Consider the following 26,725-nt stretch of genomic DNA (forward strand, 5'->3'; position numbering starts at 1 on the left):
GGCGCGGTTCAGGCCGGCCGTGCCCGGGCCGGATTTCCCGCCACGATCGCGCCGGGGGCGACGTTCCGTGTGACCACGCTGCCGGCCCCGACCAGGGCGCCGTCGCCGATCGTGATGCCGGGCAGAATGATGGCACCCCCGCCGATCCAGACGTCGCTGCCGATCCGGATCGGGCGGCCGAATTCCAGCCCGGCGCGGCGGGTTTCGGCATCGCGCGGGTGGTCGGCGGTATAGACCTGCACCGCGGGTCCGATCTGGGTCCGATCGCCGATCGCGACCTCGACGACGTCGAGGATGACGCAATTGAAGTTGAGGAACACGCCGTCGCCGAGGCTGATATTGCTGCCGTAATCGCAGAAGAACGGCGGGCGTATCACGGCATCCCTGCCGACCTTGCGGAAGCGCTCGCCGAGCAGCGCGTGCAACTCGGCCGCGGACGACGCGCCCGACGCATTGTAGCGTGCCATCCATTGTTCCGCCGCTGTATGCTCAGCGGCGAGCTCCGCATCCGGGCGATACAGCTCGCCCGCCAGCATCTTTTGCTTTTCAGTCCGGTTCAACCAATCACTCCGAGCTGCGGGAACGCGTCGGGCGCCGCGGCCAGCACCGCGCGCGCCTTGGCGCTGTCGTCATCCATCTGGCGTATCAACGCCTCGATGGTGTCGAATTTCAGCTCTTCGCGAATGAAACCGATGAATGCGACATCAAGGACCGCGTCGTACAGATCGCCCTTGAAGTCGAACAGGAACACCTCGAGCAGCGGCGCGCCGTTGTCGAAGGTCGGCCGGCGCCCGAAGCTTGCGACACCGTCGAACCGTTGCGAGCCCTTGCCGACCCGCACCGCGTAGATGCCGTGCTTCAAGCCGCAATGCTTGTCGAGGCGGATATTGGCGGTGGGGTAACCGAGATCTCGGCCGCGCTTCTCGCCGTGGACCACCTTGCCGGTGACGAACCACGGTCCGCCCAGCATCGTGGTCGCATCCGCGATCTCGCCTTCGGCGAGCGCCATGCGGATGGCACTGGAGGAAACCGGACGCTCCTCGATGTCGACATGGGCCTGCACATCGACCTCGATGCCGAGCCGCGGTGCTTCGCTGACCAGGAGGCTCGGCGAGCCGACCCGGCCCTTGCCGAAATGGAAGTCGTAGCCGACCGCGATCCCGCTGATGCCGAGCCGGCCGATCAGGTCATGGTGAATGAAATCCTGTGCCGTGGTCCCGGCGCGCGCCTTGTCGAACGTCATGACGACGGCGCCCGCGAGGCCGGTGGCCGCGAGCAGCCGCAGCTTGTTGGTCTCGTCCGTGAGACGGAATTGCGGAGTGTTCGGGCTGAAGAAGCTGCGCGGATGCGGCTCGAAGGTCACGGCGAGCGCGGGCACGCCGCGCGCTCTGCCCATCGCAAGCGCCGCGCCGATCACGGCGCGGTGACCGAGATGGACGCCATCGAAATTCCCCATCGCGACCACGGCGCCTTTCGGAATGGCGCTTGCGGGGGTGTTGTCGCGGATAACGGTAAAGCCGGTGCTCATGAGCGGTATTCTTCAAGGATTCTTAAGCATGATTGGTGCGGGCCGGACCGTGACGCGGCGGCGGCGTGGAAGTCAAGGCTAACGAAAATCGCGTCAAATCCGTAACAATCCGGATTCAGCCGGTTAACGCGCTGTTTAACGGCTGCTGTTAGTCGTTGGCGGAAAGCTGCGTTCGTGCAGAAGCCAAGTTGCGTTTGTGTTTTTGGGGGGAAAGATGGCGGTTGATTTGTCCATGCCGGTTCTGGTGGTTGATGATTACAGCACCATGATCCGCATCATCCGGAATCTTCTCAAGCAGCTTGGATTTGAAAATATCGACGATGCCTCCGACGGCTCCGCAGCGCTGAACAAGATGCGCGGCAAGAAGTATGGCCTGGTGATTTCCGACTGGAACATGGAGCCGATGACCGGCTACGACCTGCTCAAGGAAGTCCGCGCCGATCCCAACCTCGCGACCACGCCCTTCATCATGATCACGGCGGAATCCAAGACCGAGAACGTGATCGCGGCCAAGAAGGCCGGCGTGAACAACTACATCGTCAAGCCGTTCAATGCGGCCACGCTGAAGACCAAGATCGAGGCGGTGTTCCCGGACATGGCGACGGCATAACCGCCCGACATCGATCGCATCGGCTGAAATTCACGCATGCCCGGGCAGAAGCGCGTCTTCGCGCTAGGTGTCCCGGGCATTTGCATTTGATCACGCTTCCCTTTACCCGCCCCGCTTGTGCAACACGAGGGGGAGGGCGGCTGCACGATTTCGGAATATTAGAAGAGTATCGCTGAGTTGCCCGACGTGTCAAGGCGACTGGCGAACCCCGCGCGCCACGGGCTACTTTGCATGGGGTTGTTTTCGATATTTTGGCGGCGCGCCCCTTCACCTCGCCCCGCTTGCGGGGAGAGGTCGGATTGCATCGAGAGATGCAATCCGGGTGAGGGGGTACAGGTCTCTCGGCATCCGGCGCCTGGGGAGGCAGCCGCTCACCGAACCCTCCAAGAGCGAGCTTCGCTCGTCTCGACCCGGTGAAGAACGGGGCGAGGGACAGCGTCGCTTGCCGCTACCACTTCAGCTCGCGCATCAGCGCGCGGGGCGGATGGCCGAACAATTCCTTGATCGAGGCCGCATCGAGCTGCTCGATGCCCTCGAACTGTTCGGAATGGATGCCGCGCGTAACGAACAACAGATCGATGCCGAAGCCAAGGGCGCCGGTGAGATCGGTGCGCACGGAATCGCCGATCGCGAGCACCCGGCTGAGCTCGGTCGGACGCCCGCGGCGTTCGGTGGCCAGAGCCATGGCGCGCTCATAGATCGGCCGGTGCGGCTTGCCGTAGAAGATCACCTCGCCGCCGAGCTCGCGATAGAGTTCGGCGACCGCCCCGGCGCAATAGATCAGCCGGTCGCCGCGCTCGACCACGATATCGGGATTGGCGCACACCAGTGTGAGCTTGCGCTCGAGCGCCTTCAGCAGCGTGTCGCGATAGTCTTCGGCCGACTCGGTCTCGTCGTCGAACAGGCCGGTGCAGATGATGTAGTCGGCCTGCTCCAGCGGTACCAGCGTGGCGTCGAGGCCGCGGTGGATCGAGCTGTCGCGCTCCGGGCCGATCCAGAAGATTTTCTGGCCGGGATGATCGGCCACGAAGTGGCGCGTCAGGTCGCCCGAGGAGACGATCGCATCATAGGTCTCGTCGGCGACGCCGAGCTTGCGCAGTTGTCGCTGCACGGAATCGGCCGGCCGCGGCGCGTTGGTGATCAGGATGACCGTGCCGCCCTGCTGGCGGAAGGTGTGCAGGGCCTCGCAGGCCTCGGGAAAGGACTCGAGCCCGTTGTGCACGACGCCCCAGATGTCCGACAGCACCACATCGACGCCGCCGACGAGGTCGCGCAGCTGCTCCACGAAACGCAGTGAGGTCATGATGCAAATTGCCGGCTAATTTGGACCGAGGGCGCGGCGCGCCAGCGCGGCGCTGCCGGTTGCGCGCGGCGGAGCTGCGGGGCTGGAGGCGGGGGCTGAAGTGCTGGCGCCATTAAGATCCTGGGGGTTGGTCTGCGGAGCCTCGGCGGTAGCAGATGCCCCCTCCGGCCGCAACGGCCGCGGCGGCGCGAACAGGAACCCCTGGCCGAACCGGACATCGTAGTCGAGCAGATCGACCACCGAGCGTTCGCCCTCGATCCGTTCGGCGATCAGGTCGATGCCGTAGCGGCCGAGCAGGTCGGACAGATCGGACGGATGGATATCGGTGCTCGCGATCTGCCTGGCGTCGAGCAGCAGCGCCGCCGGCACCTTGATGAAGCGGACGCTGCGATCGGCGAGCTCGCGCGGCTCGAGGCGAAGGTCGCTGACATGGTCGATCGAGAACCGGTAGCCGCGCTGTGCCAGCGCCGCGAGGTTTTCGCTCTCGGTCCCGCCGAGATTGCGGAAGGTCGCCTGCTTGAACTCGAGCACGAAGGACGGCGCCAGCGCGCGGTTGGCCTCGAGGAAGTCGAGACACTGGGTGAAATGCGCCTGGTTGGACAGCGTCGCCGCCGAGACGTTGCAGAACACGCCGACATCCTTGCTGCGGATCATCAGGCGGCGCAGCACCTGGACGCAGCGAAGCATCACCATGTGATCGATGCGGCCGATCAGGCCGCCGGCCTCGGCCGCCTCGATGAAATCCTCGGCGGCCAGCACCTGGTCGCGCTCGTCGCGCAGCCGCGTCACCGCCTCGTAGTAGCGCACCTTGCGCTGCGGCAGCGTCACCATCGGCTGCAGGTAGATGTCGAGGCGGTTCTCGTCGATGGCCTGCTTGATCGCGCCGATCAGCTGGGTCTGGCTGCGCGAGACCTCCGGCGGAGCCGCAGGTGGCGGCGGAGGCGCAACCACGACGGTCGGCGCCGGCGCAACCCGTTGCAACACATCGTCACGCGGGGACGCGACCGGCTGCATCGCCGGAGCCGCCGCCAGCAGATCCTCATGATGCGCGACGGATGCCGCGAGCTGCCGCACCAGTCCGCCGAGTTCGCTGATCTCGCCGGCCATGCCCTGCATCCGGTCGGCGCCGGTGGAGTTGGCCGAGGCGACGCGGCCTTCGACCGCGGCCAGCCGGCGGCCGAATTCGGCGACCTGGCGGGCAAGGTCGGCGGTGCCGCGCGACAGATCCGCGATCTGGCCGCCGACGTCGCTGCGGTCACGCAGCCGCATCGAGACCGCGTTGTAGAGGATCAGGCAGGTGAGGGCGGTGAGCGCCACGATCGCCGATTCCGATCCGCTGATGCCCGCCACCGAATACAGCACGAAGCCGAGCGAGGCTGCGACCAGCACCATGCAGATGGCGATGAAGATCGTCGAAATGCGAATCATGTCGCGCGCCCGCGCCCTCTGTCCGAACGTCCCCGGACCGCGACCTTAGCACCATTGTTGATTCGACGGGCCAGCGATCTTCGGAACCGGCTGGAACTGCACACGATTTTCGTTTCGCCGGGGTCGGGCTCCGTAAAGCGCCGGAGCCGGCGGCGGCACGCCGGTCAGAGGTCCGCGGCAGCGATCCAGAACACCTCGCCCTCGGAGTCCTCGGTGTCGAGCCAGAGCAGCGGCAGGTTCGGATAGGCGGCCTCGAGATTGTCGCGGCCGCGGCCGATCTCGCAGAGCAGCCCGCCCTGCGGGGTCAGATGTTGCCTCGCCTCATCGAGCAGGCGGCGGACGATGTCGAGCCCGTCGGCGCCGCCATCGAACGCGATCTTCGGCTCGGCACGGCACTCGCGCGGCAACGCCGCCATGCCTTCGGCGTCGACATAGGGCGGGTTCGAGATGATGAGATCGTATCTGCTGCCGCCGAGCGGCTTGAACAGGTCGCCGCGATGCAGCGTCAGGCGACCGTCGAGGCCGTGGTCGGCGACGTTGCGCGCGGCGACCTCGAGCGCGTCCTTTGAAATATCGACGGCATCGACCGCGGCGTTGGGGAAATGCCGGGCGGCCAGGATCGCGAGGCAGCCGGAGCCGGTGCAGAGGTCGAGCACGCGTTCGACCTCCTCGGGATCGCCGATCAGCGAGGTGCCGTCCTCGTCGCCGCCGAAATGCGAATCCAGCAATTCGCCGACGAAGGAGCGCGGCACGATGGTGCGCTCGTCGACATAGAACGGCAGGCCGCGCATATAGACCTTGTTGACGAGATAGGCGGCCGGCTTCCGCGTCGCGATCCGGCGCTCGATCAGGTCGAGGATCTGCTTGCCTTCGGCCACGGTGACGCGCGCGGTGGCGAAGGTCTCGAACTGGTCGGGATGCAGGTGCAGCGTTTCGCAGATCAGGAACGCGGCCTCGGCCACCGGATCGGTGGTGCCGTGCGCGAACACGAGCTTCGCCGCGTTGAAGCGGCTCGTCGCATAGCGCAGGAAATCAAACAGGGTCTGCAGCTCGCCGGCGCCGACTTTCGGCGCTTTCGGCACGGCGGGGCTGCGCCTGGCCGGCACTTTGCTGCGCTTGGCCATCAGGATTTGGTCCAGCGCGCGGCGGCCGCGTCGTCATGACCCTGCGCCTCGATCCAGCTCGCGCCGCGCGCGCTTTCCTCGCGCTTCCAGAACGGTGCGCTGGTCTTCAGATAGTCCATCAGGAACTCGGCGGCCTCGAACGCGGCCTGCCGGTGCGCCGAGGCGGTCACGACCAGCACGATGTTCTCGCCCGGCGCGATGCGGCCGAAGCGATGGATGATGGTGAGGCCCTGCAACGGCCAGCGCGCCAGCGCCTCGTCGGCGTGGCGTCCAATCTCGGCTTCCGCCATGCCCGGATAATGTTCGAGCGTCAGCGCCGCGATCGGCTCGCCCTGCTCGCTGCCGCGGCAGATGCCGCTGAAGCTGACGACCGCGCCGACATCGGTGCGGCCCCTGCTCAAGGCCGCGATCTCCTGCGCGACGTCGAAGTCGGCTTGCTGGATACGGATGGTCGCTGCGACGGTCATGTGGACTTCTTTGCTTGACGCGTTTTCTTCACGCGAACCGGTACCCACTTCGCTCGAAAACGCTATCCTAGCCGCCGGTCATTGGCGGAAAGAACGCGATCTCGCGGGCGCCGGAGATCGCCGCGTCCGATTTGACATGGGCGTGGTCGATCGCGGCGCGGATCACCGTCGGCTTCTCGAAGGCATAGGCGTAGGCATCGTCGCGCGCCGCAAGCCAGCCGATCAGGTCGCCGACGGTGCGCACCTCAGCCGGCGGCTCGACGATCTCTTCAGCCTTGCCGACGCGTTCACGCACCCATGCGAAATATTTCAGCTTCATCCCTCATCCTCCTTGATGAGGTGATGGATGCCAGCACGGAAGTAATCCCAGCCGGTGTAGATCGTGAAGATAGCCGACATCCAGAGCAGCACGATGCCGATCAGGGTGGTGGCCGGGAAGACCTGCTCGCCCGCTTCGCCGGCAATCAGAAAGCCGATCGCCACCAGCTGGATCGTCGTCTTCCATTTCGCCAGCTTGGTGACGGGAACGCTGACCCTGAGCCCTGCGAGATATTCGCGCAGGCCCGAGACCAGGATCTCGCGGCACAGGATCACGATCGCCGCCCACAGCGTCCAGCCATGGATCGAATTGTCGGCGGCCAGCATCAGAAGGCTGGAGGCGACCAGGAGCTTGTCGGCGATCGGATCGAGCATCCGGCCGAAGGCGGACTGCTGGTCCCAGATCCGGGCATAATAGCCGTCGAGATAGTCGGTGATTCCCGCCGCAATGAACACGGCCAGCGCCACCCAGCGCAGCCACAACGGGCCGTCCAGGATCGATTGCCAGTAGACGCAGCCGATCACCACCGGGATCGCGGCGATCCGGGCGTAGGTCAGGATATTCGGGAGGGACATGGTCTTGGTCTGTCCCCGGGTCGTGGCGATGTTCATCCGTTCTACCAATACCGCTGAAGCGAGAAGGTCAACCGTGCGGACGCGTCAAGCGCGACCAGATTGCGCTGCATCGTCATAGCGCCTTAGCTCGTTGTTTAAGCATGATCTTTTCGGATAACTGCCTCACACTTTTCCGCATCATGCCCTAGATGCCCCTGTCGCAGGCGACGCCCTGATGACTCGCCTTTGGTTTAACCCGGCTGGGCGTGGAAAAACTCGAAAATCTTGCGGGCGCTCTCGGCGCTGACGCCGGGAACCTTGCCGAGGTCGGCGATCGAGGCCCGCTCGATCTCCTTGAGCGTTCCGAAGTGGTGCAGCAGGGCACGCTTGCGGGACGGGCCGATGCCCGGGATCTCCTGCAGTCCGGCCTCGCGGATGTCCTTCTTGCGCAGCTTGCGGTGCGAGCCGATCACGAAGCGGTGGGCCTCGTCGCGCAGCCGCTGGATGAAATAGAGCACCGGGTCCCGCGGCTCCAGCTTGATGGCCTCGCGGTCGGGCATGAACAGGGTTTCGCGCCCGGCATCGCGCTCAGGACCCTTGGCCACCGCCATCAGCGAGACCTCGGTCAGCCCGAGATTCTGGAAGATCTCCCGGACCGCGTTGAGCTGGCCGCGGCCGCCGTCGATGATGACGAGGTCGGGCCATTGCGGGAACGAATCGTCATCCGCTTTCGTCTTGGCTGCGGCCTCGCCCTCCGGCGGCTTCAGCAACCGCTTGAAGCGGCGTTCCAGCACCTCGCGCATCATTCCGTAATCGTCGCCCGGCGTCAGCCCTTCGGACTTGATGTTGAACTTGCGGTACTGGTTCTTCATGAACCCGTCGGGTCCCGCCACGATCATCGCGCCGACCGCGTTGGTGCCCTGGATGTGGCTGTTGTCGTAGACCTCGATCCGCTTGGGTGTGTGCGGCAGGCCGAGCGTCGAGACCATGCCCTCCAGCAGCCGGCTTTGCGTCGCGGTATCGGCGAGCTTGCGCCCGAGCGCCTCGCGCGCGTTGGTGAGCGCGTGGCCGATCAGCTCCTTCTTCTCGCCGCGCTTCGGCACGGAGACCTCGACCTTGGATCCGGCCTTGACCGACAGCGCGTCGGCGAGCAACGCGCTTTCCTCGATCTCGTGCGACAGCAGGATCAGCTTCGGCGGCGGCTTGTCGTCGTAGAATTGCGCGAGGAACGAGGACAGCACTTCTTCGGGCGTGAAGCTCTTCTCGGCCTTCGGGAAATAGGCGCGGTTGCCCCAGTTCTGGCCGGTGCGGAAGAAGAACACCTCGACGCAGGAATAGCCGCCCTCCTGGTGGATCGCGAACACATCGGCCTCTTCGACCGTGCGCGGATTGATGCCCTGCTGCGACTGGATTGCCGACAGCGCCGCGAGACGGTCGCGGTACAGCGCCGCGGTTTCGAACTCGAGCTCGCCGGAGGCCTTCTCCATCTCGGCCGCGAGCAGCTCCTTCACGGCGTGGCTGCGGCCGGAGAGGAATTCGGTCGCCTCGCGCACCAGTTCGCTGTAGCCGGGGAAGTCGATCTCGCGCGTGCAGGGGCCGGCGCAGCGCTTGATCTGATAGAGCAGGCAGGGCCGGCTGCGGCTTTCGAAGAAGCCGTCGGTGCAGGAGCGGATCAGAAACGCGCGCTGCAGCGCCGTGATGGTGCGGTTGACTGCGCCTGCGTTGGCGAACGGGCCGAAATAGCGCCCGGGCCGCGACTGCGCGCCGCGATGCTTGAGGATCTGCGGCGCCCAATGGTCGCCGGTGATCAGAATGTAGGGAAACGACTTGTCGTCGCGCAGCTGCACATTGAAGCGCGGACGGAGCTGCTTGATCAGATTGGCTTCGAGCAGCAGCGCCTCGGTCTCGGTCATGGTCGAGACGATCTCGACCTGCGTGGTCGCCGCGATCATGCGCAGGATCCGCGCCGGCAGCGGCGCGTTGGCCCGCGCGTAGGACGACAGCCGCTTTTTGACGTTCTTCGCCTTGCCGACATAGAGCACGTCGTTGGCAGCGTTGAGCATGCGGTAGACGCCGGGCGAGGTCGGGGCGAGGCGGACCGCGTTCTCGATCGCGGCATGCCCGACCGAGAGCGTGCCCTCGGCGACCGCCTCGGCGGCGTCCTCCGAAGTCTCGGGCAGGCGCGCCTCGTCCTCCTCCTCGGCGGCGGAGGTTTCGGGATCGACGTCACTTGTATCGAGCGTCAGATCGTCCTGCGGCAGGTCGGACTTCGAACCGCGCCGTGGTTTGGGGGCAGCCTTGGAGTCAACCTTGGAGTCAACCTTGGGGGCCGGCGTCGGGCGCTCGGGAGAATCGTGAACCATGGGCCGTAAACTAAGTGCTTGGGCGAGCGGTCGCCAGCGTTGACGGCACCTACAAAAAGCACCTCGATTGCAGGAGGTTACCGGCCCCGCACGGGCGCCGGGAAGGGGTGCGTAACACCTTGTTAAGACTGATGAGCGGGCCGGTAACCGGGCTTAACAGCCCTTTAACTTAAAACTCTCGATAAACCTTAGCGAAAAAAGTGGAATTCCGTAACCACGCCGGCCCTCGCCGGCGGGCTGCGGCAGTTGCGTTCTGGAGAGTACCAATGACCCGGTTTGTTGCGCGTGCGCTGGCACTGATCGTTGCAGGCTGGACGACCTCGGCCGCGTCGGCCGACCTCAATTACGGATCGCCCTATACCGTCTATCAGCCGCTCAATGCCTATAGCTGGGCGGGCCCCTATCTCGGCGGCAATGTCGGCTATGGCTGGGGCTCGGTGGAGAACAACCCGACCAAGCCGTCCGGTTTCGTCGGCGGTGTACAGGCCGGCTACAACTTCCAGAACGGCTCCCCCTGGGTGTTCGGTATCGAGGCCGATATCCAGGGCACCACAGCCGACGACCGGTTCGCGCCGTGGAAGTTCTCCAACCCGTGGTTCGGCACGGTGCGCGGCCGCGCCGGCTATGCGGTCAATAACGTGCTGTTCTACGCGACCGGCGGTCTCGCCTTCGGCGAACTGCGCGGCGAGACGTTCGGCATCACGGAGAGCCACACCAATGCGGGCTTCACCGTCGGTGCCGGCGCCGAAATGGGCTTTGCCCCGCACTGGAGCGCCAAGATCGAGTATCTCTACGTCGACCTTGCCAACAGCAATTTCACGATCACCGGTGGTGTGTCGAACGGCTACAGCTTCAGCCTGGTTCGCGCCGGCATCAACTATCACTTCTGAGAACAAGAAAACGTCGACCATCAACTCCCGGCCGCGCCTAGCGCGGCCGGGTTTTTCTTTGTGTTGATGATCTCAACGTCGCGCATGCGACATGCATGCCGCGGCGTGCGCGAATCCAATCGGTGGGCCGCACGTGTGGGATATGCGGCTCCGCCGGTCGCGTCCGCATCATGCAGGTGGTCATCCAGCGAGCGCCAGCCACGCGCTCGGCAGCCAACTCACACGCAACGCCTCATTCGGTGTTCATTCCGAGCCGCGCATCGCGAGCGCTCGTCATGAGACCACCAGGTTGACCGCCTTCGGGCCCTTGCCCTTCTTGTCGGGCTCAACCTCGAACGTAATGCGTTGTCCTTCAGTCAGGTCCTTCAATCCTGCACGCTCGACAGCTGTGATGTGAACGAACACATCGCGGCCGCCATCATCAGGCTTGATGAAGCCGTAGCCACGCTCTCCGTTGAAGAACTTGACTGTCCCAGTCATGGCCATCGGGAAACTCCTCCCCCGTATTGCTCCACCGCTACGCGCACGCCGCGTAGCGGTTGACCGACATTCGCTTGTCGGAAGCTTGGCCACCTGAACAGGCCGGCGTCACGCCGCCGGTCTGCCTGGATTTATTTCGGCCTTGTCACTCCGCCGCAACCATTCGCGGAAGCGGAACGTAAAGCCAGTCGTAACAGGATGAGCATAATACGGTTCCGCGCAAATTGCCTATGCTCAAAATTGAACTTTTCAGTAGGAGGTTGTCGATCATGGTTTAGGCGTCTCGAGTCTGAAGCGTCCCGCGCCGCCTTGACCGAGCGGCTTCTCGAGTTCGGGCAGGATGACCTTCAACTCATTCGCCAGCGTCCACGGCGGATTCACCAGCAAAAGCCCTGTGGAAACGAGGCCTGCGCCTGCTTCTTGCGGTGCCACACTGAATTCCAATCGCAGGCATTTGCCGGCGGGCCGGCTGCTTGCTGCTGCAGCAGCCACACTGCGCGTTAGCTCATCGGTGGCTCTCCGGGTTTTTACGGGGTACCACAAAAGATACGAGCCGGTCGGCCACTTCGCGTACGCTTCCGTGAAAGCACTGGCCAGCCGCTCGAACTCGTCCTTCGCTTCGAACGGCGGATCGATCAGCACCAGGCCGCGCCGTTCGTTCGGCGGCACGAATGCGGGCAGCGCCATCCAGCCGTCGAGATCGACGACGCGCGCTTGCGCGTCGCGTCGCAGCGCGTCGATCAGTTGTTTGCGCGCCGACGGTTCGATCTCGCAGGCGGTGAGGCGATCTTGCGGACGCAGCAGCGCCCGCGCGATCAACGGCGAACCAGGATAGGCTTTCAGCTCGCCTTTCGGATTGAATGCTCTGACGATGTCGAGATAGGGCGCGATCAGCGGCAATGCCTGGTCGGAGAGCCGCGCCTGCATCAGCCGCGCGATGCCGGTGAGCCATTCGCCGCCGCGCTGCGCTTCGCTCGACGTCAAATCATAGAGACCGGCGCCGGCATGGGTGTCGATGACGCGGAACGGCGCCGGCTTGTCCTGCAGATAGGTGAGCATGCGCACCAGCACGATGTGCTTGATGACGTCGGCAAAGCTGCCGGCATGAAAGGCGTGACGGTAGTTCATGTGATGATCGTGCTGCGCTCCCAAAGGGTGCGCATGTTGTACTCGTCATGCCCGGGCTTGTCCCGGCCTTCGCTAAAGCTTCGGCGGGGGTAACGTCCGAGCTCGGCGAAGCCTTGGCGTAGCCGGGGCTCCCGGGCATCTGCGCCTTATCTTGCTTGTTTCGCGATGGCGCAGGTGGCCGGGACAGCTGCGCGACGACGCGCAGCGCGGGTCTGCCGGCCATGACCCAGAGTTTCAGCCGCCGCGAACCGGCGGCATCAGCACCTGATCGCGGCGGCAGGCGCGGCGGTCGATTTCCTCGCAGGAGCGGAATTCCAGATCCTTGCTGAGGCAGATCCGCACCTCGCTGAGCCGCTTGCTGTCGCAGGTCACCGAGATCGCGGAGTTGCTGAGGCCCGGATTGACCTTGATGAATGCCGTCTCCAGCTCGTCGGGCGCGACCGTCTTCGGCTCCGACAATTGCAGGAATTCCTCGGGGATCTTCACCGTGGCGCGGGCCTTGCGGATGGCTTCGAAATAGGCGCGCTCGCCGAGACCGGAGCAGGTGCCGTGCTTGTCCCACTCGTTGTAGATCAGCCCGGGCGCCGGCATCAGGTCGAGCATCGAGCTCATGATGCTGCGGGCGAGTCGCGGCGAAGGCCGCTGGCAGTATTCCGGAAAGCCCCGCTCATATTGCGGCCACAGGCCGTGCACCACGAAGGAATATGGCCGTCCGCCGCATTGCGCCTGCGTGCCGCGGCCGTTGTTGCCGCGCTCGCTCGCCGCCTCGCAGAACGAGGGCGACCACGACAGCGACAGCACATAGAAATCGAACTCGCCGGGCGCATTCTGGCGGCGATCCTGGGCCGACGCCCCGACCGCACCGCACAGAATAATGGCAACCGAAATCAAAAATCGGGAAATCGTGTCCAACCGAGGCATCAAACGCTCCCTCACTCGACCGCCCAGAGCCTAGCAGGCCGCGAGAACATTTCAAGAACAAAAAGCCGCCGTCCAAATGGCGGCGGCTCCTGCTTTAGCAATCTGGTCGGAGATCAGGGCCGCGCGGCCTTGCAGGACGGGTTATAGGTCCAGTTGCGGTCGAGCCCCGCGACGCACCATTCGACGCCCTGATTGATGCTGGCAAAGCCGCCGTCCTCGATGATCGAATAGTGCACCTTGCGCACTTTGCCGTCGCTCAGCATCGCCTCGCCCGTGCAATAACGGCGCGGGATATTGTCGGACTGCCAGGGGCGGAAGGCGGTTTCGTGAATCCCGTTGAAGCCGGTGATCACGAGCGGCGAATTCCAGAAGGTGGCTTCCTTTTCCTGGAATTGCGTGCTGATGACCGTCAGGGCCTTCTCGCATGGGGGCCACATTGCCGTCATAGCGCGGGCCGGACAGCCAGAAGTTCATTTCGAGCGGATTGGCGGCTTGGGCCGTACCCCCGAAAGCCAGCAGGCCGACCACGAGTGCGGCGCCGAGGCCGAGCTTGCGGCCGAGTTTATTGCGGGAGTTGAACAGGTTGCGCATGGGAATCCACCCGATTATCCGATGCCGCGGACGGTGCCGCGAAGCCCCGGCAAGGTCAAGTGCAGGGCGGCAACACCTGCGGAGAAGTCCACTTTGGGGAGCCGGCTCGTTCTTTTCACGGTCGCCGGCGCACTCTATGTTGGCTCGAAGCGAAATGGAGTCTGCGATGCGAAGGAAATTGGCCGCGTGCCTGGTTGCCGTTTGCGGGATGCTGGCCGTTGTGCCGGCGCGGGCGGATTGGATGCAGCCGGTACCGCCGTTCAAGGGCAATGATACCGGCGGTATCATCGCCTATACGCTGGCGACCCAGAGCGACGCCCGGCAACTCGCAGTCGATCACTGCGCCTCCTACGGCAAGGTGGTTAAGTTCCTTGCGATGCAGAACTATCCGGGCGGCTACATCTCTTTCGCCTGTCGCTGGGTGCCCTATGGCGCAGCCCAGAGGCCGCTGCGCACGCTCTACTGAGCGCGCACCGGATCTTTCGATCGTTCAGCCGGGAGCCGACCGCATGACCCGACAGCTTGCCTTGCTTGGTTCGGCTGTGTGCCTTGTCCTGTCCGCTGGCGCCGCAAGTGCCGTCGACCTGCCGATCCGCAAGGCCGGTCTGTGGGAGATGAAGATGGTGCGCACCGGCGGGCCGATGCCCGAAATCACCATGCAGCACTGCACCGACGAGACCACCGACAAGGAGATGAGCGCGGCGGCCTCGCCGATGGCCAAGGAAGTCTGCTCGAAGCAGGATATCAAGAAGACCGCGACCGGCTATGTCAGCGACAGCGTCTGCAGCGTCGCCGGCATGACGATGCAGAGCCATGCCGAGATCGTCGGCGATTTCAATTCCGCCTACACGGTGAAGAGCACCTCGCATGCCGAGGGCGGCGCGGCCGGCTCGCGCGACACCACGATGACCATCGAGGCGAAATGGCTCGGCGCCTGCAAGAGCGACCAGAAGGCCGGCGACATCATCATGCCCGGCGGCATGAAGATGAACGTCAAGGACATGGAAAAGCTGAAGGGCCTCATGCCCAAGCAGAAGTAGCGCGCAGCGCATCCGGCTGTTGCCGGGCGCCCGAATGCATCGCCTCGCATGCTGAGAGGCTGCGCAGCTTGCACCACCATCACTTCGAGTAGCTCGCGACAAAATTGCAAAGCAATCTTGCGCTGAGGCGATGTGAAATCCATCCGATCCCTCCCCGTCATCTCCGCGCAAAGGCGAAGCCTTTGCGCGGAGATGACGGTTCACCGCGTTCGTGCGCTCCTTGGCGCGCGATGACGTCGACGGATGCAACATCATCGAATGATCGCCGCGTGCTCCCGCGTTCGAGACTCTCTGCGAGAGACGACGCGCATCGCATTCGCATTCGTTGTGTCGAAAGCCTGACGCGCCAACATGTCGTTTTGAATCGTTCCAGCGTTGCGCATCTTGAATCACTCCAGTGTTGCGCTTCGTTTCTGCTTCCATCGATTCTATTTTGCGCGTGTGGAATTTCGATCATCCCGCCGATAGAAGTCCGCCCCAATCGATGCCGGCCTTGTCGCAAACGCGGCTCGATCGATGTCGGCGTAAGGCAATGTGGGGATTTGTTCGGTGGGAATGGCTTCGTTGCGGAGCAAGCGCGGCTTGCTCGCATCAACGGCTGCGATCAATGCGGCGCTACTCGGTTCGGTCATACTTGTGTCAATGGGTGCAGACGTCGCCAGCGCTCAGGCGCAGACAAGTCCTCCGCAGAGCAATGTCAGCGAACTTCCCGCAGTGACGGTGGATGAACCTGGCGCCGCAAGGAAGCGCGGTGCCGTCGTTTCAAGCCAGAACACCAGGACTTCGCGCGCGGTCGCGGCGAACCGGCGCCGCAGTGCCGCGGCGCCCGCCCGGAGCCAGGCTCCGCGGTCGCAAGGCACAGGAGGCGCGATCGGTACGACCACGGGGTACGTCGCAACCGCGAGCACGGCCGGCACCAAGACCAGCACAGCGCTGATCGAAACGCCGCAATCGCTCTCGGTCGTGACGCAAAAGGAGCTAAGGGATCGCAACGTTCAGACGCTCAAGGACGCCGTCAGCTACACGCCCGGCGTGACGACCACGGCGTTCGGCTATGATCCAAGGTTCGATAGTTTCTACATCCGTGGCTTCGACGCGACCTATACAGGGATCTATCGCGACGGCCTGCGCCAGGGCGGCGGCAACTTCGCAATTCCCAAGATCGAACCTTACGGTCTCGACAGCGTGTCGATCCTCCGCGGACCAGCCTCGGGCCTCTATGGCCTCGGCTCTCCGGGAGGCATCGTGGATGTCACGACCAAGCGGCCGCCTTTGACGGCATTCGGTGAGGTGCAGCTGCAGGGCGGCACCTACGACCGTTACCAGGGCAGTTTCGATGTCGGTGGTCCGGTGCCCGGCAGCGATCAGCTGTACTACCGGCTGACGGGCCTGCTTCGCGACGCAAAGACCTGGTACCCCGGCAACGACGACGATCGCGCCTATATCGCGCCGGCGCTGACCTGGCGGCCGGACGCCGACACGTCCTTCACCATCCTCAGCGAATATCAAAAGAGCCGAACCGCCGCCAGCATCGGCAATTTCCGCACGCCTGACGGACAGTTGACCAACATCTATTCGAATGATCCGGCGTTCAGCGCCATGGATCAGAAGCAATATCGCATCGGCTACGCGTTCGAGCACAATGTCGACGACGTGTGGACGGTGCGGCAGAACTTCCGCTTCTATCAGGTCGACGTCGACGCGAAATACACCCAGATCGATTCAATCGACAGCAGCACCAATCTGGCGTCGCGGTCCGCGTGGCGGATCCTGGACAGCTTCAACATGGTGACGCTCGACAATCAGGCCGAGGCCAAGTTCATGCTCGGCGCGATCAAGAATACCGTGCTGTTCGGCGTCGACTACGGTCACTCCTACTACAACGACAAGATCGGTTACGGCCCGGCGCCCGATCTCAATCTCCTGAGCATGAACTACGGCGCCCAGGCCATCGCGACGCCGGCATTCTCGATCTTCAACAAGCAGTCGACCGACGAGGTCGGTGTCTATGCGCAGGAGCAGGCCAAGCTCGGAGGCTTTATTCTGACGCTCAACGGCCGCCAGAGCTGGGTGTCGCAGACCACGACCGCGGGTCTCGACGGCGTGCCGTCAACGCAGAAGGCGACCGCCTTCACGGGCCGTGCGGGCCTGAGCTACGTCTTCGACAACGGCATTGCGCCCTATATCAGCTACGCGACGGCATTCGCCCCGCAGGTCGGCGTCGACGCATCCGGACTGCCGTTCAGGCCGACCACCGGCGAGCAGAAGGAAGTGGGCATCAAGTACCAGATGCCGAACGTTCCGGTGCTGTTGACCGCCGCGGTGTTCGACATCACGCAGGACAATGTGCTGCGTACCGATCCGAACAACATGGCATTCCAGGCAGCGACCGGGCAGGTCGAATCCAAGGGTGTGGAGCTCGAGGCGAAGCTCGCGCTCAAGCAGGGATTTGATCTCACCGCCGCCTACACCCATCTCAACGTCGTGATCACGCAGGGCAATCCCGATACGACCGGCAATGAGCTCTCCGGCATTCCGGGGAATTCCTTCGCCGCCTTCGGCAAGTATACGTTCCAGTCCGGCGTGCCCGTCGAAGGCCTCGGGCTTGGTCTCGGCGTGCGTTATATCGGCACGAACTTCGGCAACGACCAGAACACGTTCCAGAACGCTGCGACGACGTTGTTCGATGCGGTGATCGATTACGATCTGGGCAAGCTGGACCGGCGCTTCCTCGGCGCCACGATGCGCGTCAACGCGACCAATCTGTTCGACACGCACTACCAGACCTGCCAGTCCGGTTACTGTTATGCCGGCGAACGGCGGCAGGTCATCGGCACCTTGTCCTACCGCTGGTAGGTTACACCGGCACCCGCACGACGGCGCGCAGGCCGCCCATCGGGCTTTCGCTGAGCATGATGTCTCCGCCATGCGAGCGGGCGATGTCGCGGGCGATCGCAAGCCCGAGCCCGGTGCCGCCTTCGTCCTGGTTGCGGGCATCGTCGAGCCGCAGGAACGGCTTGAACACTTCCTCGCGCATGTCGGCGGGGATGCCCGGCCCGTCGTCGTCGACCGTGACGTTGAGATAGCGATGGTCGCGATGGCCGGTGATCGAGATCGTGTTGGCGTGGCGCGCGGCGTTGGAGACGAGGTTGGCGAGACAGCGCTTGAACGAGGCCGGCTTCACCGTGACGACGGGCAGGCCGTGGAACGCAACGGTCGCGGTGTGGCCGTGGCGCTCGGCGTCGCTGCGCAATTCCTCCAGCGCCAACGCCATGTCGGTCGGCTGCGCGACCTCGCCGGAATCGCCGCGCGCGAAGGCGAGATAATCCTCCAGCATCATCGACATCTCGTCGACGTCCTTGCGCATCGCCTCGATCTCGGGGCCTTCGCCGATCAGGGCAAGCTCGAGCTTGAACCGGGTCAGGATGGTGCGCAGATCGTGCGATACGCCGGCGAGCATCGCGGTGCGCTGCTCGATCGAACGTTCGACGCGCGCCTTCATCTCGATGAAGGCCTGCGCCGCGCGCCGCACCTCGCGCGCGCCGCGCGGCCGGAAGTTCGGTGCCTCGCGGCCCTTGCCGAAACTTTCGGCGGCGTCGGCGAGCCGCAGGATCGGCTTGATCTGATTGCGCAGGAACAGCACGGCGACGATCAGGAGGATCGTCGAGGTGCCGAGCATCCAGAAGATGAAGATCTCCGAATTGGAGGCGTAGGCCGCGCTGCGCTGGGCGAAGATCCGCATCACCGAATCGTCGAGCTGCACGCGGATCTCGACCAAATTGGATTTACCGACGGTGTCGATCCAGAACGGGCGGCTGATCTGGCGGCCGAGCTGCACCGACAGCGTCTGGTCGAGCAGCGAGAAGAACGGCTTCGGCCCCGGCGGCGGCATGTCGCCGGCGGGAAGGAAGTCGACCACCAGCTGCAGTTTCTGGGCGATGCGGCGAAGCTGCGCGCGGTCCTTGTCCTGCGGGTAGCTCTTGTAGACGTCGATCAGCGCGGCGATATCGGACACCACCGCGGCCGACAGGCGCCGCGTCACCGTGTTCCAGTGCCGCTCCATGAACACGAACGCCACCACGGTCTGCAGGATCACCATCGGCACGATCATAATCAACAGCGCGCGGGCATAGAGGCCGGTCGGCATCCAGCTCTTGAACGCGTTGCCCATCCAGCCGTTCGCCTTCGAGACGCGCTGCGAGGCGTTGCGGATCAGGGTCAGGCCGGAGTCGAGCGTGCTCATGTTCGATACTTATAGAGCGATGGGATTTCGTAGCCCGGATGAGCGAAGCGATATCCGGGGCTTGCTAACCCCGCATATCGCTTCGCTCATGCGGGCTACTTTCTGGGTCATGCTCAGGGCGAAGCCACCAGGCGATAGCCGATGCCGCGCACCGCCTGCAGAAACAGCGGATTGGCAGGATCGTGCTCGATCTTGCGGCGCAGGCGGTTGATCTGCACGTCGACCGCGCGTTCGTTGACGGTACCGCCGGAGGTCAGCTCGGCGCGCGGCACGGTCTCGCCGGGCGCGCTGGCGAGGATGCGCAGCATCTCGCGCTCGCGATCGGTGAGATGGATGATCTCCTCGCCCTGACGCAGTTCGCTGCGCTCGATGTGGAAAATATAGGGGCCGAACGCGATCTGCTCGACGACCGCGACCTGCGGCGGCGCGGTGCGCTTGAGGATATTGCCGATCCGGAGTACCAGCTCGCGCGGCTCGAATGGCTTGGCGACATAATCGTCGGCGCCGATCTGCAGGCCCTCGATGCGGGCTTCCGCCTCGTGGCGGGCGGTCAGCATGATGATCGGCACCGTCGAGGAGCTGCGGATGAAGCGGGCGAGGTCGAAGCCGTTCTCGCCGGGCATCATCACGTCGAGGATCAGCAGGTCGAAATGCAGCCCGAGCAGCTTGGCGCGCGCATCGGTGGCGCTCATTGCCGTCGTGACCCGGTAGCCTTCGCCTGAGAGAAAGCGCGACAACAGGTCGCGAATGCGGCGGTCGTCGTCGACCAGCAGAAGATGCGGCGCGTCGTCGGCCGGCTCGACCGGCGCGCGCATCATGGTTGCAGCCTGCACCAGCTCACTCCCTCGTTTTTCTGCCGCCGCCGAAGATCGCTTCGAGCACCTTGTCGGGATCGTCGCGGTCGATCATCGCGCGGAGGAATTGGCGAACCGTCTCGACGCCGGCCGGATCGATGCCGGCGACCGCGCGGTTGATGCGGTCGGTCTGCAGCCCCGCGAGCTTGGCGACCAGCGCCTCGCCCTTCGGTGTGGCGTAGAGCAGGCGCTGCCGGCGGTCGTTGTTGCCGGTCTTCTGCACGATATAGCCCTCGTCCAGGAGCTGCTTGAGCACGCGCCCGAGCGACTGCTTGGTGATGCGCAGGACGTCGAGCAGGTCGGCGACCTTCAGCCCCGGATAGCGGGTAACGAAGTGGATGACGCGGTGGTGGGCGCGGCCGAAGCCGAACGCCTCCAGCTCCTGGTCGGCATCGCCGACAAAGTCGCGGTAGGCGAAGAACAACAGCTCGATGATATCCCAGCGCAGGTCGCGCGCCCCCGCCGCCGGGGCGTTGTCGTCTCCCTGCGAATCGGGCTTGGCAGCCATGCCTGAGAAATTTATGTCAGTCATATTGACGTATCTTGGGTTCAATGTTACAAAACTGCCTGTCACGACGAAACATTAGGTCGTCTTGTCCTCGACAGCGTTTAAGGCGGCCTGAACGAGCCTGTGAGGCGGTTTGGGCCGCAAATTGGACTACCGTGCGATTGTCGAGCGGCATTTCGGCAAACATACTGGACTTCAGCATTCCGCAAAAGCATGTCTAAACGGCATGTTGGCGATGGAAGCCGGCGGCGCGGCCGGCGGTGGTGAAGTTCGGGCCAGCCGAGCCTGATGGCTCCGGGGGAAACAGGCCGGCGCCGGGTATCGCGCCGGTTCCGACAGCGGAAAGCAAGAAAAATGACTTTGAAATTTGACATCCAGCCTTCGCCGAATGCGACATCCGACAAGGATCGCGCGGCGAAGCTCGTGGACCCCGGCTTCGGCCGGGTCTTTACCGATCACATGGCGATCGTCCGCTACAGCCAGGGCAAGGGCTGGCACAGCGCCCGCATCGAGGCCCGCGCCAATTTTCCGCTCGATCCGGCCGGCGCGGTGCTGCACTACGCCCAGGAAATTTTCGAAGGCCTCAAGGCCTACAAGCGCGACGACGGCGGCGTGAACCTGTTTCGGCCGGACGCCAACGCCCGCCGCTTCCATGATTCGGCCGAGCGCATGGCGATGGCGCCGTTGCCCGAGGATTTGTTCATCGATGCGGTCGAGCAGTTGGTGCGGATCGATCGCGCCTGGATCCCGGGCGGCGAGGGCAGTCTCTATCTGCGGCCCTTCATGATCGCGAGCGAGGTCTTCCTCGGCGTGAAGCCGTCGGCCGAATACATCTTCTCGGTCATCGCCTCGCCGGTCGGTTCCTATTTCAAGGGCGGCCCTGCGCCGGTGTCGATCTGGGTGTCGGAGAATTACACGCGCGCCGCAATCGGCGGCACCGGCGCCGTCAAATGCGGCGGCAACTACGCCGCCAGCCTGCGCGCGCAGGCCGAGGCGATCGAACGGGGCTGCGACCAGGTCGTGTTCCTCGATGCGGTCGAGCGCCGCTACATCGAGGAGCTCGGCGGCATGAACGTGTTCTTCGCGTTCGACGACGGCTCGCTGCTGACGCCGCCGCTCGGCACCATCCTGCCCGGCATCACCCGCGACTCGATCATCGCGCTTGCCAAGGATGCCGGCACGCGTGTGCGCGAGGAGCCCTATACGATCCAGCAATGGCGCGCTGACGCCGCCAGCGGCAAGCTGAAGGAGGCGTTCGCCTGCGGCACCGCGGCCGTCATTTCGCCGATCGGCAAGGTGTGCTCGGCGAGCGGCGATTTCCAGATCAGCGGCGGCGTGGCCGGCCCGGTCGCCATGGGCCTGCGCAAGAAGCTGGTCGACATCCAGTACGGTCGCACCAACGACCCGCATAACTGGATCAGGAACGTCGCCTGACGCGCGGGCTGTACGGTAGGCACTCTCTCTCGCTCCCTCGCCCCGCTCTTGCGGGGAGAGGGTGGGGTGAGGGGCTGCTTGCGCAAACATGGTAAGAGCACGGCTCGCGGAGAGTCCCCCTCACCCGGAATTCAAGCTACGCTTGAATTCCGACCTCTCCCCGCAAGCGGGGCGAGGTAAGAGCGGCCGGATACCTTGCTCCGCGCCGCCTCGGCTGGTAACCCGGCGTATCTTTGTAAGCTACCGCGGCTTACAGACCTTGCAGCGCATGACATGGCCGAGAAACCCAAAAAACCCCAGAAACTGAAGGCGCGCCTGCCGCGCGGGCTGGAAGATCGCGGCCCGGCCGCGATCAATGCCACGCGGGCGATGGTCGAGAAGATCCGCGCCGTCTACGAGCTCTACGGCTTCGAGCCGGTGGAGACGCCGGCGATGGAATACACCGACGCGCTCGGCAAGTTCCTGCCCGACCAGGACCGGCCCAATGAGGGCGTGTTCTCGTTCCAGGACGATGACGAGCAGTGGATATCGCTGCGCTACGACCTCACCGCGCCGCTGGCGCGCTATGTCGCGGAAAACTTCGACGCGCTGCCGAAGCCTTATCGGTCGTATCGGTTCGGCTATGTCTTCCGCAACGAGAAGCCCGGTCCCGGCCGCTTCCGCCAGTTCATGCAGTTCGACGCCGACACGGTCGGCTCGGCGACGCCGGCGGCCGACGCCGAGATTTGCATGATGGCGGCCGACACGATGGAAGCGCTCGGCATTCCGCGCGGCTCCTATGTCGTGAAGGTGAACAACCGCAAGGTGCTCGACGGCGTGCTCGAGGCGATCGGCCTCGGCGGTGAGGAGAATGCGGGCCGCCGTCTCACGGTGCTGCGCGCGATCGACAAGCTGGACAAATTTCCCGCCGACGAGGTTCGCAAGCTGCTTGGTCCCGGACGATGGGATGGCGGCGAAGAAGGCAAGGGCGACTTTACCAAGGGCGCCGACCTGAGCCCCGCGGATGCCGATATCGTCCTGGCCGTCACGCAGCAGCGCGACGATTGGCGAGAGGCGATTGCTGCGGCGGAGACCTATCTGGCGAAGAGCGAAGTTGGTCAGGCCGGCGTGAGCGAGCTCGAGGAGATCGCCAAGCTGGTCGCGGCGTCCGGCTATGGCGCGGATCGCATCCGCATCGATCCCACCGTTGTTCGCGGCCTCGAATACTACACCGGCCCGGTCTACGAGGTTGAGCTGCTGCTCGACACCAAGGACGAGAAGGGGCGCCCGGTGCGATTCGGCTCGGTCGGTGGCGGTGGCCGCTATGACGGCCTGGTCTCGCGCTTCCGCGGCGAGCCGGTGCCGGCAACGGGCTTCTCGATCGGGGTGTCGCGCCTGCAGGCGGCGCTGACGATGCTCGGCGAGCTCGACACGCGGGCCGAGTTCGGCCCTGTCGTCGTCACCGTGTTCGACCGCGATCGTGTCGCCGACTACCAGAAGATGGTCGCGCAGTTGCGCCAGGCCGGCATCCGCGCCGAGCTCTATCTCGGCAATCCGAAGAACATGGGCAACCAGCTCAAATATGCCGATCGCCGCAACTCGCCCTGCGTGATCATCCAGGGCTCGGACGAGAAGGCGCGCGGCGAGGTGCAGATCAAGGATTTGATCGAAGGCGCCAAGGCCGCAGCTGCGATCGCCTCCAACCAGGAATGGCGTGAGACGCGTCCGGCGCAGTTCTCCTGCGCGGAGGCCGATCTGGTCGCCAGGGTCCGCGAGGTCCTGGCGCGGCATGACGTGGCGTGGGGATAGCCATTCGCTTGTGACGTCATGCCCGGCCTTGTGCCGGGCATCCACCTCTTGTTTGATGCGCGGCGACGTGAATGGCCGGGAGGAGCCCGGCCATGGCGACAACAAGAGGGAGAGCAACAATGCCTGAGATCACCGTGAGCATGGCCGCCGGCCGCACCGACGAGCAGAAGCTCGGCATGATGCGCGACATCACCCAGGCACTGGTGAAGAATCTCGGCGTCGATGCCGACGCGGTCGTGATCCAGATCAACGAAGCGCCGCTGCATCACAAGATGAAGGGCGGCAAGTCGTTCGTCGAGCGCGCGGCTGCGGCGAAGAAGTGACGCGCGAAAGCGCGTCATCCCGGGGCGCGCATTAGCGCGAGCCGGGGATCTCGATCAAAATCTCCAGATTCCGGGTTCACGCTTCGCGTGCCCCGGAATGACGAGCAAGGCATCCATGGACGCACGCGACTTCATCAGGATCGGCATGAGCGCCGAGCGCATGCTCGTGGTGCCGCCGGAGCGCACCGTCGGGCATTTCGTGCCGGGCATGCCGATGGTCTATGCGACGCCGATGATGATCCTCGAAATGGAGATGGCGTCGGGCGATGCCATTCGCGCCGCGCTGCAGCCCGGCTGGGTCACGGTCGGGACCGAGGTCGATATCCGCCATCTCGCCGCCGCGCTGGTCGGCGCCACCGTGCGGACGACCTCAAAAGTGATCGCGGTCGAGCGCCGCGTGATCCGCTTCGAGGTCGAGGCCTTTGAGGGCACGCGCAAGCTCGGCGAAGGCCGCCACGCCCGCGGTCTGATCAATGTCGAAAGCTTCAACAAGCGGCTGGCCGGGACGTCGGGTTCGGCGCAGTAGGCGGCCTGTGTCGTTGGTCCGGCGAACTCGTCATGCGCGGGCCTGACCCGCGCATCCATCAAGGAAGAAAGCGTCCTTGTTCGATGGATTGCCGGGTCAAGCCCGGCAATGACGGTGCATGCGCTACTTCGCCAATTCCCTTGAGCGCCTTGCCGCGGCGGCAATCGCGCGGGTCATCAGTGGCTGCATGCCGTCATTGGCCATCAGCACCTCGAGCGCCGCGGCGGTGGTACCGCCGGGCGAGGTGACGTTCTGCCGCAGGGTCGCCGACGGCAGATCCGAGCGATGCAGCAACTCGCCGGAGCCGGCGACGGTCGCCCGCGCCAGCGTGGTCGCAAGCTGCTCGGGCAGGCCGGCCGCAACGCCGGCGCGCGCCAGCTCCTCGGCGAGCAGGAACACATAGGCAGGGCCCGAGCCGGAGACCGCGGTCACCGCGTCCATCAGGTTCTCATCGTCGACCCATTCGACGAGCCCGGTCGCTTTCAGCAACGCATCGGTCATCGCGCGCTGCGCGGCGGTGACGTGCTTCGACGGTACAGCGACGGTGATGCCGCGGCCGATCGCCGCCGGCGTGTTCGGCATCGCGCGCACCACCGCGCCGCCGACAACCTCTTCCAGCGCTGACATGGTCGTGCCGGCCATGATCGAGACGACGAGTGTCGAGGGACCGACGAAGGATTTCAGTGCGGCGCCGGCGTCGCGGAACGATTGCGGCTTCACCGCGACGACAAGCGTGTCGACCGTGCCGAGATCCTTCGCCTGCGGATTGAGCCGCACGCCCTTTGCGGCAAGCGCGGAAATCTCCGGCGAGAGATGCGGGTCGATCACCGCGACGCGCTCGGGTGCAAGGCCCTGCGCGAGCCAGCCGGTCAGCATGGCGCCGCCCATCTTGCCCGCGCCCGCGAGCGCGATGGTGCCGGAAGTATTCGTCAGTGCGCTGCTGGATGTGCTCACAGGTGACTCCGCAAACTCTCACGTCGTCCCGGCGAAGGCCGGGACCCATAACCACAGGCGGTTCTAGTGAGGCACGCGATCAGCCACAAGCAGTTTGCTTAAGCCCAGGGGCCGCGGAGTATGGGTCCCGGCCTTCGCCGGGACGACGCCGAGCGTGTGGGAGCGCTGGAGCGAAATCCTTACGCCTCGCCCTCGGTATCGAACATCGCCGCGGCCATCGCCTCGGCGGTCGACTTGCCGGCCCACACCACGAACTGGAACGCCGGGTAGTAGCGCTCGCAGGCGTGGATCGCGTTGACCACCATGGCCTCGCACTGCGCGGTGGAGGCGGTGAGGCCGCCGGGCAGCACCAGCGCCTGACGATGCATCACCATGCCGGTGTGGGTCCACAGATCGAAATGGCCGACCCACAATTGTTCGTTGATCGCAGCGACCAGCCGCTGCACCTCGGCGCGGCGCGCCTGCGGCATCTTCATGTCGAAGGCGCAGGCGAGATGCAGCGCCTCGATCTCGCCCATCCAGGTGAACGAGAGCTGATAATCGATCCAGTCTCCCTTGGAGACGATCGTCACCTCGTCTTCGCCGGAACGCTCGAACGCCCAGTTGTTGTCGGTGGCGATATCTTCGACCACCGCAAGCGGGTTATTCCGGGAATCGATAATGCTTTCGAGGAGGGACATGCCGTCTCGGACCTTGTTCTTATGATCGCTTGATACGCACACGGAAGCCGGCACTTGCGACATACTGCGTCGTGGCCGAGTGCAGTTCCTGATGCGGGCTTCCGGATGCCCCTGGACCTGACGCCGATGAAGTGATGTGATTTGCGGAATCCGCGCAACCGCACGCCGAGTCCGTCCACAGCCAAAGCGCGCATCGTCCACAGCTGATCTCCGCCACATCTGTGATTTTGAGAACAAATCGGAATCTAAGCGTTCGCGTAACGCTTTGTTAACCATTTGCCGGCGCTTCGCCGCGCCCGTGAATCAGCCGTCGGGCCCTCGCATCAACCTTGCAGAGCCGCAACGCGCTCATGGGGACATGCCGTTTCCCCATGCCAAAGGCCTTGCCCGGCTGTCGCGCTTTGGTCATATTTCGTCTCAGGCACGTCCATCCCGGGCGTGCCGAGTTCTCAGGGCGGGGTGAAAATCCCCACCGGCGGTAAGGGTGATGAGCCCAAGCCCGCGAGCGCCTTCCTCCGCGAAGCCGGGAGAAGGGTCAGCAGATTCGGTGCAATTCCGAAGCCGACGGTTACAGTCCGGATGAAAGAGAACGGTTGCGGCAGCCAACGCGATTTTCGCGTGGGCTCGTGTCGTTGTCCGTGTGCCCTGATTCTGGTCCTGAAAGAGGAA

General features: G+C 64.7%; 26 protein-coding genes, 1 pseudogene and 1 riboswitch. Of the genes and pseudogenes, 9 read left to right on the top strand and 18 right to left on the bottom strand.

What is annotated here, in order from left to right; genetic code table 11:
- Positions 1 to 8 precede the first annotated feature (8 nt).
- Together ACVMB1_RS40470 and ACVMB1_RS40475 are read right to left on the bottom strand one after the other, a co-directional pair.
- Positions 9 to 560 carry a sugar O-acetyltransferase gene (locus tag ACVMB1_RS40470; protein ID WP_200844658.1) on the bottom strand — a complete coding sequence of 184 codons (552 nt, stop codon included), beginning with the start codon at positions 558 to 560 and terminating at the stop codon, positions 9 to 11.
- A complete protein-coding gene (locus ACVMB1_RS40475; protein WP_076825550.1) occupies positions 557 to 1,528 on the bottom strand; it encodes a bifunctional riboflavin kinase/FAD synthetase in 972 nt (323 codons plus the stop codon). The genes ACVMB1_RS40470 and ACVMB1_RS40475 overlap by 4 nt, the downstream gene beginning before the upstream one ends.
- Before the next feature lie 214 nt (positions 1,529 to 1,742).
- Here ACVMB1_RS40475 and ACVMB1_RS40480 point away from each other — a divergent pair, with 214 nt between their 5' ends.
- On the top strand, positions 1,743 to 2,138 hold the full coding sequence (locus tag ACVMB1_RS40480) for a response regulator (protein WP_016844467.1): 396 nt from the start codon (positions 1,743 to 1,745) through the stop codon (positions 2,136 to 2,138).
- Between the two features lie 448 nt (positions 2,139 to 2,586).
- Here ACVMB1_RS40480 and ACVMB1_RS40485 read toward each other — a convergent pair whose 3' ends face one another.
- The 7 genes from ACVMB1_RS40485 to uvrC form a co-directional block, all read right to left on the bottom strand.
- Complete coding sequence (locus tag ACVMB1_RS40485; RefSeq protein ID WP_076825548.1) at positions 2,587 to 3,441, bottom strand: TIGR01459 family HAD-type hydrolase; 855 nt, start codon at positions 3,439 to 3,441, stop codon at positions 2,587 to 2,589.
- 15 nt (positions 3,442 to 3,456) lie between these two features.
- Complete coding sequence (locus ACVMB1_RS40490; RefSeq protein WP_141342025.1) at positions 3,457 to 4,869, bottom strand: EAL domain-containing protein; 1,413 nt, start codon at positions 4,867 to 4,869, stop codon at positions 3,457 to 3,459.
- A gap of 164 nt (positions 4,870 to 5,033) precedes the next feature.
- Positions 5,034 to 5,993, bottom strand: a complete 960-nt coding sequence (prmB, locus tag ACVMB1_RS40495) for a 50S ribosomal protein L3 N(5)-glutamine methyltransferase (protein WP_076825545.1) — start codon at positions 5,991 to 5,993, stop codon at positions 5,034 to 5,036.
- Positions 5,993 to 6,460, bottom strand: coding sequence for a molybdenum cofactor biosynthesis protein MoaE (locus tag ACVMB1_RS40500; RefSeq protein WP_076825543.1), 468 nt, complete (start codon positions 6,458 to 6,460; stop codon positions 5,993 to 5,995). Before ACVMB1_RS40500 ends, prmB begins: the two co-directional genes overlap by 1 nt.
- A 67-nt stretch (positions 6,461 to 6,527) precedes the next feature.
- Entirely contained in the window at positions 6,528 to 6,779 is a 252-nt protein-coding gene (gene moaD / locus ACVMB1_RS40505) for a molybdopterin converting factor subunit 1 (RefSeq protein WP_028333074.1), read from the bottom strand.
- Complete coding sequence (gene pgsA, locus ACVMB1_RS40510) at positions 6,776 to 7,390, bottom strand: CDP-diacylglycerol--glycerol-3-phosphate 3-phosphatidyltransferase (protein WP_057016624.1); 615 nt, start codon at positions 7,388 to 7,390, stop codon at positions 6,776 to 6,778. Before pgsA ends, moaD begins: the two co-directional genes overlap by 4 nt.
- Positions 7,391 to 7,584: 194 nt before the next feature.
- A complete protein-coding gene (gene uvrC / locus ACVMB1_RS40515; protein WP_076825541.1) occupies positions 7,585 to 9,696 on the bottom strand; it encodes an excinuclease ABC subunit UvrC in 2,112 nt (703 codons plus the stop codon).
- Between the two features lie 266 nt (positions 9,697 to 9,962).
- Between uvrC and ACVMB1_RS40520 the strand changes: the two genes are divergently transcribed.
- Complete coding sequence (locus tag ACVMB1_RS40520; protein ID WP_016844476.1) at positions 9,963 to 10,586, top strand: outer membrane protein; 624 nt, start codon at positions 9,963 to 9,965, stop codon at positions 10,584 to 10,586.
- Between the two features lie 273 nt (positions 10,587 to 10,859).
- Here the strand turns inward: ACVMB1_RS40520 and ACVMB1_RS40525 are convergent, their stop codons facing one another.
- The 4 genes and pseudogenes from ACVMB1_RS40525 to ACVMB1_RS40540 form a co-directional block, all read right to left on the bottom strand.
- The gene (locus ACVMB1_RS40525) at positions 10,860 to 11,072 is read right to left on the bottom strand and encodes a cold-shock protein (protein ID WP_016844477.1); all 213 of its coding nucleotides are present in this window, start codon (positions 11,070 to 11,072) and stop codon (positions 10,860 to 10,862) included.
- A gap of 261 nt (positions 11,073 to 11,333) precedes the next feature.
- Entirely contained in the window at positions 11,334 to 12,194 is an 861-nt protein-coding gene (locus tag ACVMB1_RS40530) for a 23S rRNA (adenine(2030)-N(6))-methyltransferase RlmJ (RefSeq protein WP_076825539.1), read from the bottom strand.
- Positions 12,195 to 12,428: 234 nt separating this feature from the next.
- On the bottom strand, positions 12,429 to 13,115 hold the full coding sequence (locus tag ACVMB1_RS40535; RefSeq protein WP_076825537.1) for a ribonuclease T2 family protein: 687 nt from the start codon (positions 13,113 to 13,115) through the stop codon (positions 12,429 to 12,431).
- A gap of 113 nt (positions 13,116 to 13,228) precedes the next feature.
- A pseudogene (locus ACVMB1_RS40540) lies at positions 13,229 to 13,706 on the bottom strand (hypothetical protein).
- A gap of 166 nt (positions 13,707 to 13,872) precedes the next feature.
- On the opposite strand from ACVMB1_RS40540, the gene ACVMB1_RS40545 reads away from it, so the two are divergent.
- From ACVMB1_RS40545 to ACVMB1_RS40555, 3 genes are all read left to right on the top strand, one after another.
- Positions 13,873 to 14,172, top strand: a complete 300-nt coding sequence (locus tag ACVMB1_RS40545) for a hypothetical protein (protein ID WP_028341043.1) — start codon at positions 13,873 to 13,875, stop codon at positions 14,170 to 14,172.
- Positions 14,173 to 14,215: 43 nt separating this feature from the next.
- A complete protein-coding gene (locus ACVMB1_RS40550) occupies positions 14,216 to 14,746 on the top strand; it encodes a DUF3617 domain-containing protein (protein ID WP_057016619.1) in 531 nt (176 codons plus the stop codon).
- Between the two features lie 720 nt (positions 14,747 to 15,466).
- Positions 15,467 to 17,602 carry a TonB-dependent siderophore receptor gene (locus ACVMB1_RS40555; RefSeq protein ID WP_244558687.1) on the top strand — a complete coding sequence of 712 codons (2,136 nt, stop codon included), beginning with the start codon at positions 15,467 to 15,469 and terminating at the stop codon, positions 17,600 to 17,602.
- 1 nt (position 17,603) lies between these two features.
- Here ACVMB1_RS40555 and ACVMB1_RS40560 read toward each other — a convergent pair whose 3' ends face one another.
- The 3 genes from ACVMB1_RS40560 to ACVMB1_RS40570 form a co-directional block, all read right to left on the bottom strand.
- Complete coding sequence (locus tag ACVMB1_RS40560) at positions 17,604 to 18,989, bottom strand: ATP-binding protein (RefSeq protein ID WP_057016618.1); 1,386 nt, start codon at positions 18,987 to 18,989, stop codon at positions 17,604 to 17,606.
- Between the two features lie 113 nt (positions 18,990 to 19,102).
- Positions 19,103 to 19,807 (bottom strand): response regulator, encoded by a 705-nt coding sequence (locus ACVMB1_RS40565; RefSeq protein ID WP_038377300.1) that lies wholly within the window; start codon positions 19,805 to 19,807, stop codon positions 19,103 to 19,105.
- Positions 19,808 to 19,826: 19 nt separating this feature from the next.
- Positions 19,827 to 20,375: a MarR family winged helix-turn-helix transcriptional regulator gene (locus ACVMB1_RS40570; protein ID WP_038375766.1), complete on the bottom strand. Its 549-nt coding sequence runs from the start codon at positions 20,373 to 20,375 to the stop codon at positions 19,827 to 19,829.
- Between the two features lie 330 nt (positions 20,376 to 20,705).
- Between ACVMB1_RS40570 and ACVMB1_RS40575 the strand changes: the two genes are divergently transcribed.
- The 4 genes from ACVMB1_RS40575 to ACVMB1_RS40590 all read left to right on the top strand — a co-directional run bounded on the left by ACVMB1_RS40575 (position 20,706) and on the right by ACVMB1_RS40590 (position 24,422).
- Positions 20,706 to 21,785: a branched-chain amino acid aminotransferase gene (locus ACVMB1_RS40575; RefSeq protein ID WP_076825532.1), complete on the top strand. Its 1,080-nt coding sequence runs from the start codon at positions 20,706 to 20,708 to the stop codon at positions 21,783 to 21,785.
- 273 nt (positions 21,786 to 22,058) lie between these two features.
- A complete protein-coding gene (gene hisS, locus ACVMB1_RS40580; RefSeq protein ID WP_076825529.1) occupies positions 22,059 to 23,573 on the top strand; it encodes a histidine--tRNA ligase in 1,515 nt (504 codons plus the stop codon).
- Between the two features lie 119 nt (positions 23,574 to 23,692).
- Entirely contained in the window at positions 23,693 to 23,896 is a 204-nt protein-coding gene (locus ACVMB1_RS40585; RefSeq protein WP_018269806.1) for a tautomerase family protein, read from the top strand.
- A gap of 115 nt (positions 23,897 to 24,011) precedes the next feature.
- On the top strand, positions 24,012 to 24,422 hold the full coding sequence (locus tag ACVMB1_RS40590; protein ID WP_057016658.1) for a thioesterase family protein: 411 nt from the start codon (positions 24,012 to 24,014) through the stop codon (positions 24,420 to 24,422).
- 123 nt (positions 24,423 to 24,545) lie between these two features.
- Here the strand turns inward: ACVMB1_RS40590 and proC are convergent, their stop codons facing one another.
- Together proC and ACVMB1_RS40600 are read right to left on the bottom strand one after the other, a co-directional pair.
- On the bottom strand, positions 24,546 to 25,376 hold the full coding sequence (gene proC / locus ACVMB1_RS40595; RefSeq protein ID WP_076825528.1) for a pyrroline-5-carboxylate reductase: 831 nt from the start codon (positions 25,374 to 25,376) through the stop codon (positions 24,546 to 24,548).
- 179 nt (positions 25,377 to 25,555) lie between these two features.
- A complete protein-coding gene (locus ACVMB1_RS40600; RefSeq protein WP_016844492.1) occupies positions 25,556 to 26,056 on the bottom strand; it encodes a type III secretion system chaperone family protein in 501 nt (166 codons plus the stop codon).
- A 441-nt stretch (positions 26,057 to 26,497) separates the two neighbouring features.
- A riboswitch (FMN riboswitch) is annotated at positions 26,498 to 26,651 on the top strand.
- The last annotated feature ends 74 nt before the right edge of the window (positions 26,652 to 26,725 follow it).

Source organism: Bradyrhizobium sp. USDA 4504, assembly GCF_054063995.1.

Bases quoted from the DNA above. Each gene is read 5' to 3' on its own strand.
- ACVMB1_RS40545 (WP_028341043.1), top strand. From the start codon at position 13,873: ATGCGAAGGAAATTGGCCGCGTGCCTGGTTGCCGTTTGCGGGATGCTG.
- ACVMB1_RS40475 (WP_076825550.1), bottom strand. From the start codon at position 1,528: ATGAGCACCGGCTTTACCGTTATCCGCGACAACACCCCCGCAAGCGCC.
- moaD (WP_028333074.1), bottom strand. From the start codon at position 6,779: ATGAAGCTGAAATATTTCGCATGGGTGCGTGAACGCGTCGGCAAGGCT.
- ACVMB1_RS40520 (WP_016844476.1), top strand. From the start codon at position 9,963: ATGACCCGGTTTGTTGCGCGTGCGCTGGCACTGATCGTTGCAGGCTGG.
- ACVMB1_RS40585 (WP_018269806.1), top strand. From the start codon at position 23,693: ATGCCTGAGATCACCGTGAGCATGGCCGCCGGCCGCACCGACGAGCAG.
- ACVMB1_RS40570 (WP_038375766.1), bottom strand. From the start codon at position 20,375: ATGACTGACATAAATTTCTCAGGCATGGCTGCCAAGCCCGATTCGCAG.
- ACVMB1_RS40480 (WP_016844467.1), top strand. From the start codon at position 1,743: ATGGCGGTTGATTTGTCCATGCCGGTTCTGGTGGTTGATGATTACAGC.
- pgsA (WP_057016624.1), bottom strand. From the start codon at position 7,390: ATGAACATCGCCACGACCCGGGGACAGACCAAGACCATGTCCCTCCCG.
- ACVMB1_RS40560 (WP_057016618.1), bottom strand. From the start codon at position 18,989: ATGAGCACGCTCGACTCCGGCCTGACCCTGATCCGCAACGCCTCGCAG.
- prmB (WP_076825545.1), bottom strand. From the start codon at position 5,993: ATGGCCAAGCGCAGCAAAGTGCCGGCCAGGCGCAGCCCCGCCGTGCCG.
- ACVMB1_RS40485 (WP_076825548.1), bottom strand. From the start codon at position 3,441: ATGACCTCACTGCGTTTCGTGGAGCAGCTGCGCGACCTCGTCGGCGGC.
- ACVMB1_RS40600 (WP_016844492.1), bottom strand. From the start codon at position 26,056: ATGTCCCTCCTCGAAAGCATTATCGATTCCCGGAATAACCCGCTTGCG.
- ACVMB1_RS40500 (WP_076825543.1), bottom strand. From the start codon at position 6,460: ATGACCGTCGCAGCGACCATCCGTATCCAGCAAGCCGACTTCGACGTC.
- hisS (WP_076825529.1), top strand. From the start codon at position 22,059: ATGGCCGAGAAACCCAAAAAACCCCAGAAACTGAAGGCGCGCCTGCCG.
- ACVMB1_RS40550 (WP_057016619.1), top strand. From the start codon at position 14,216: ATGACCCGACAGCTTGCCTTGCTTGGTTCGGCTGTGTGCCTTGTCCTG.
- ACVMB1_RS40530 (WP_076825539.1), bottom strand. From the start codon at position 12,194: ATGAACTACCGTCACGCCTTTCATGCCGGCAGCTTTGCCGACGTCATC.
- uvrC (WP_076825541.1), bottom strand. From the start codon at position 9,696: ATGGTTCACGATTCTCCCGAGCGCCCGACGCCGGCCCCCAAGGTTGAC.
- ACVMB1_RS40535 (WP_076825537.1), bottom strand. From the start codon at position 13,115: ATGCCTCGGTTGGACACGATTTCCCGATTTTTGATTTCGGTTGCCATT.
- ACVMB1_RS40575 (WP_076825532.1), top strand. From the start codon at position 20,706: ATGACTTTGAAATTTGACATCCAGCCTTCGCCGAATGCGACATCCGAC.
- ACVMB1_RS40590 (WP_057016658.1), top strand. From the start codon at position 24,012: ATGGACGCACGCGACTTCATCAGGATCGGCATGAGCGCCGAGCGCATG.
- ACVMB1_RS40490 (WP_141342025.1), bottom strand. From the start codon at position 4,869: ATGATTCGCATTTCGACGATCTTCATCGCCATCTGCATGGTGCTGGTC.
- ACVMB1_RS40565 (WP_038377300.1), bottom strand. From the start codon at position 19,807: ATGATGCGCGCGCCGGTCGAGCCGGCCGACGACGCGCCGCATCTTCTG.
- ACVMB1_RS40525 (WP_016844477.1), bottom strand. From the start codon at position 11,072: ATGGCCATGACTGGGACAGTCAAGTTCTTCAACGGAGAGCGTGGCTAC.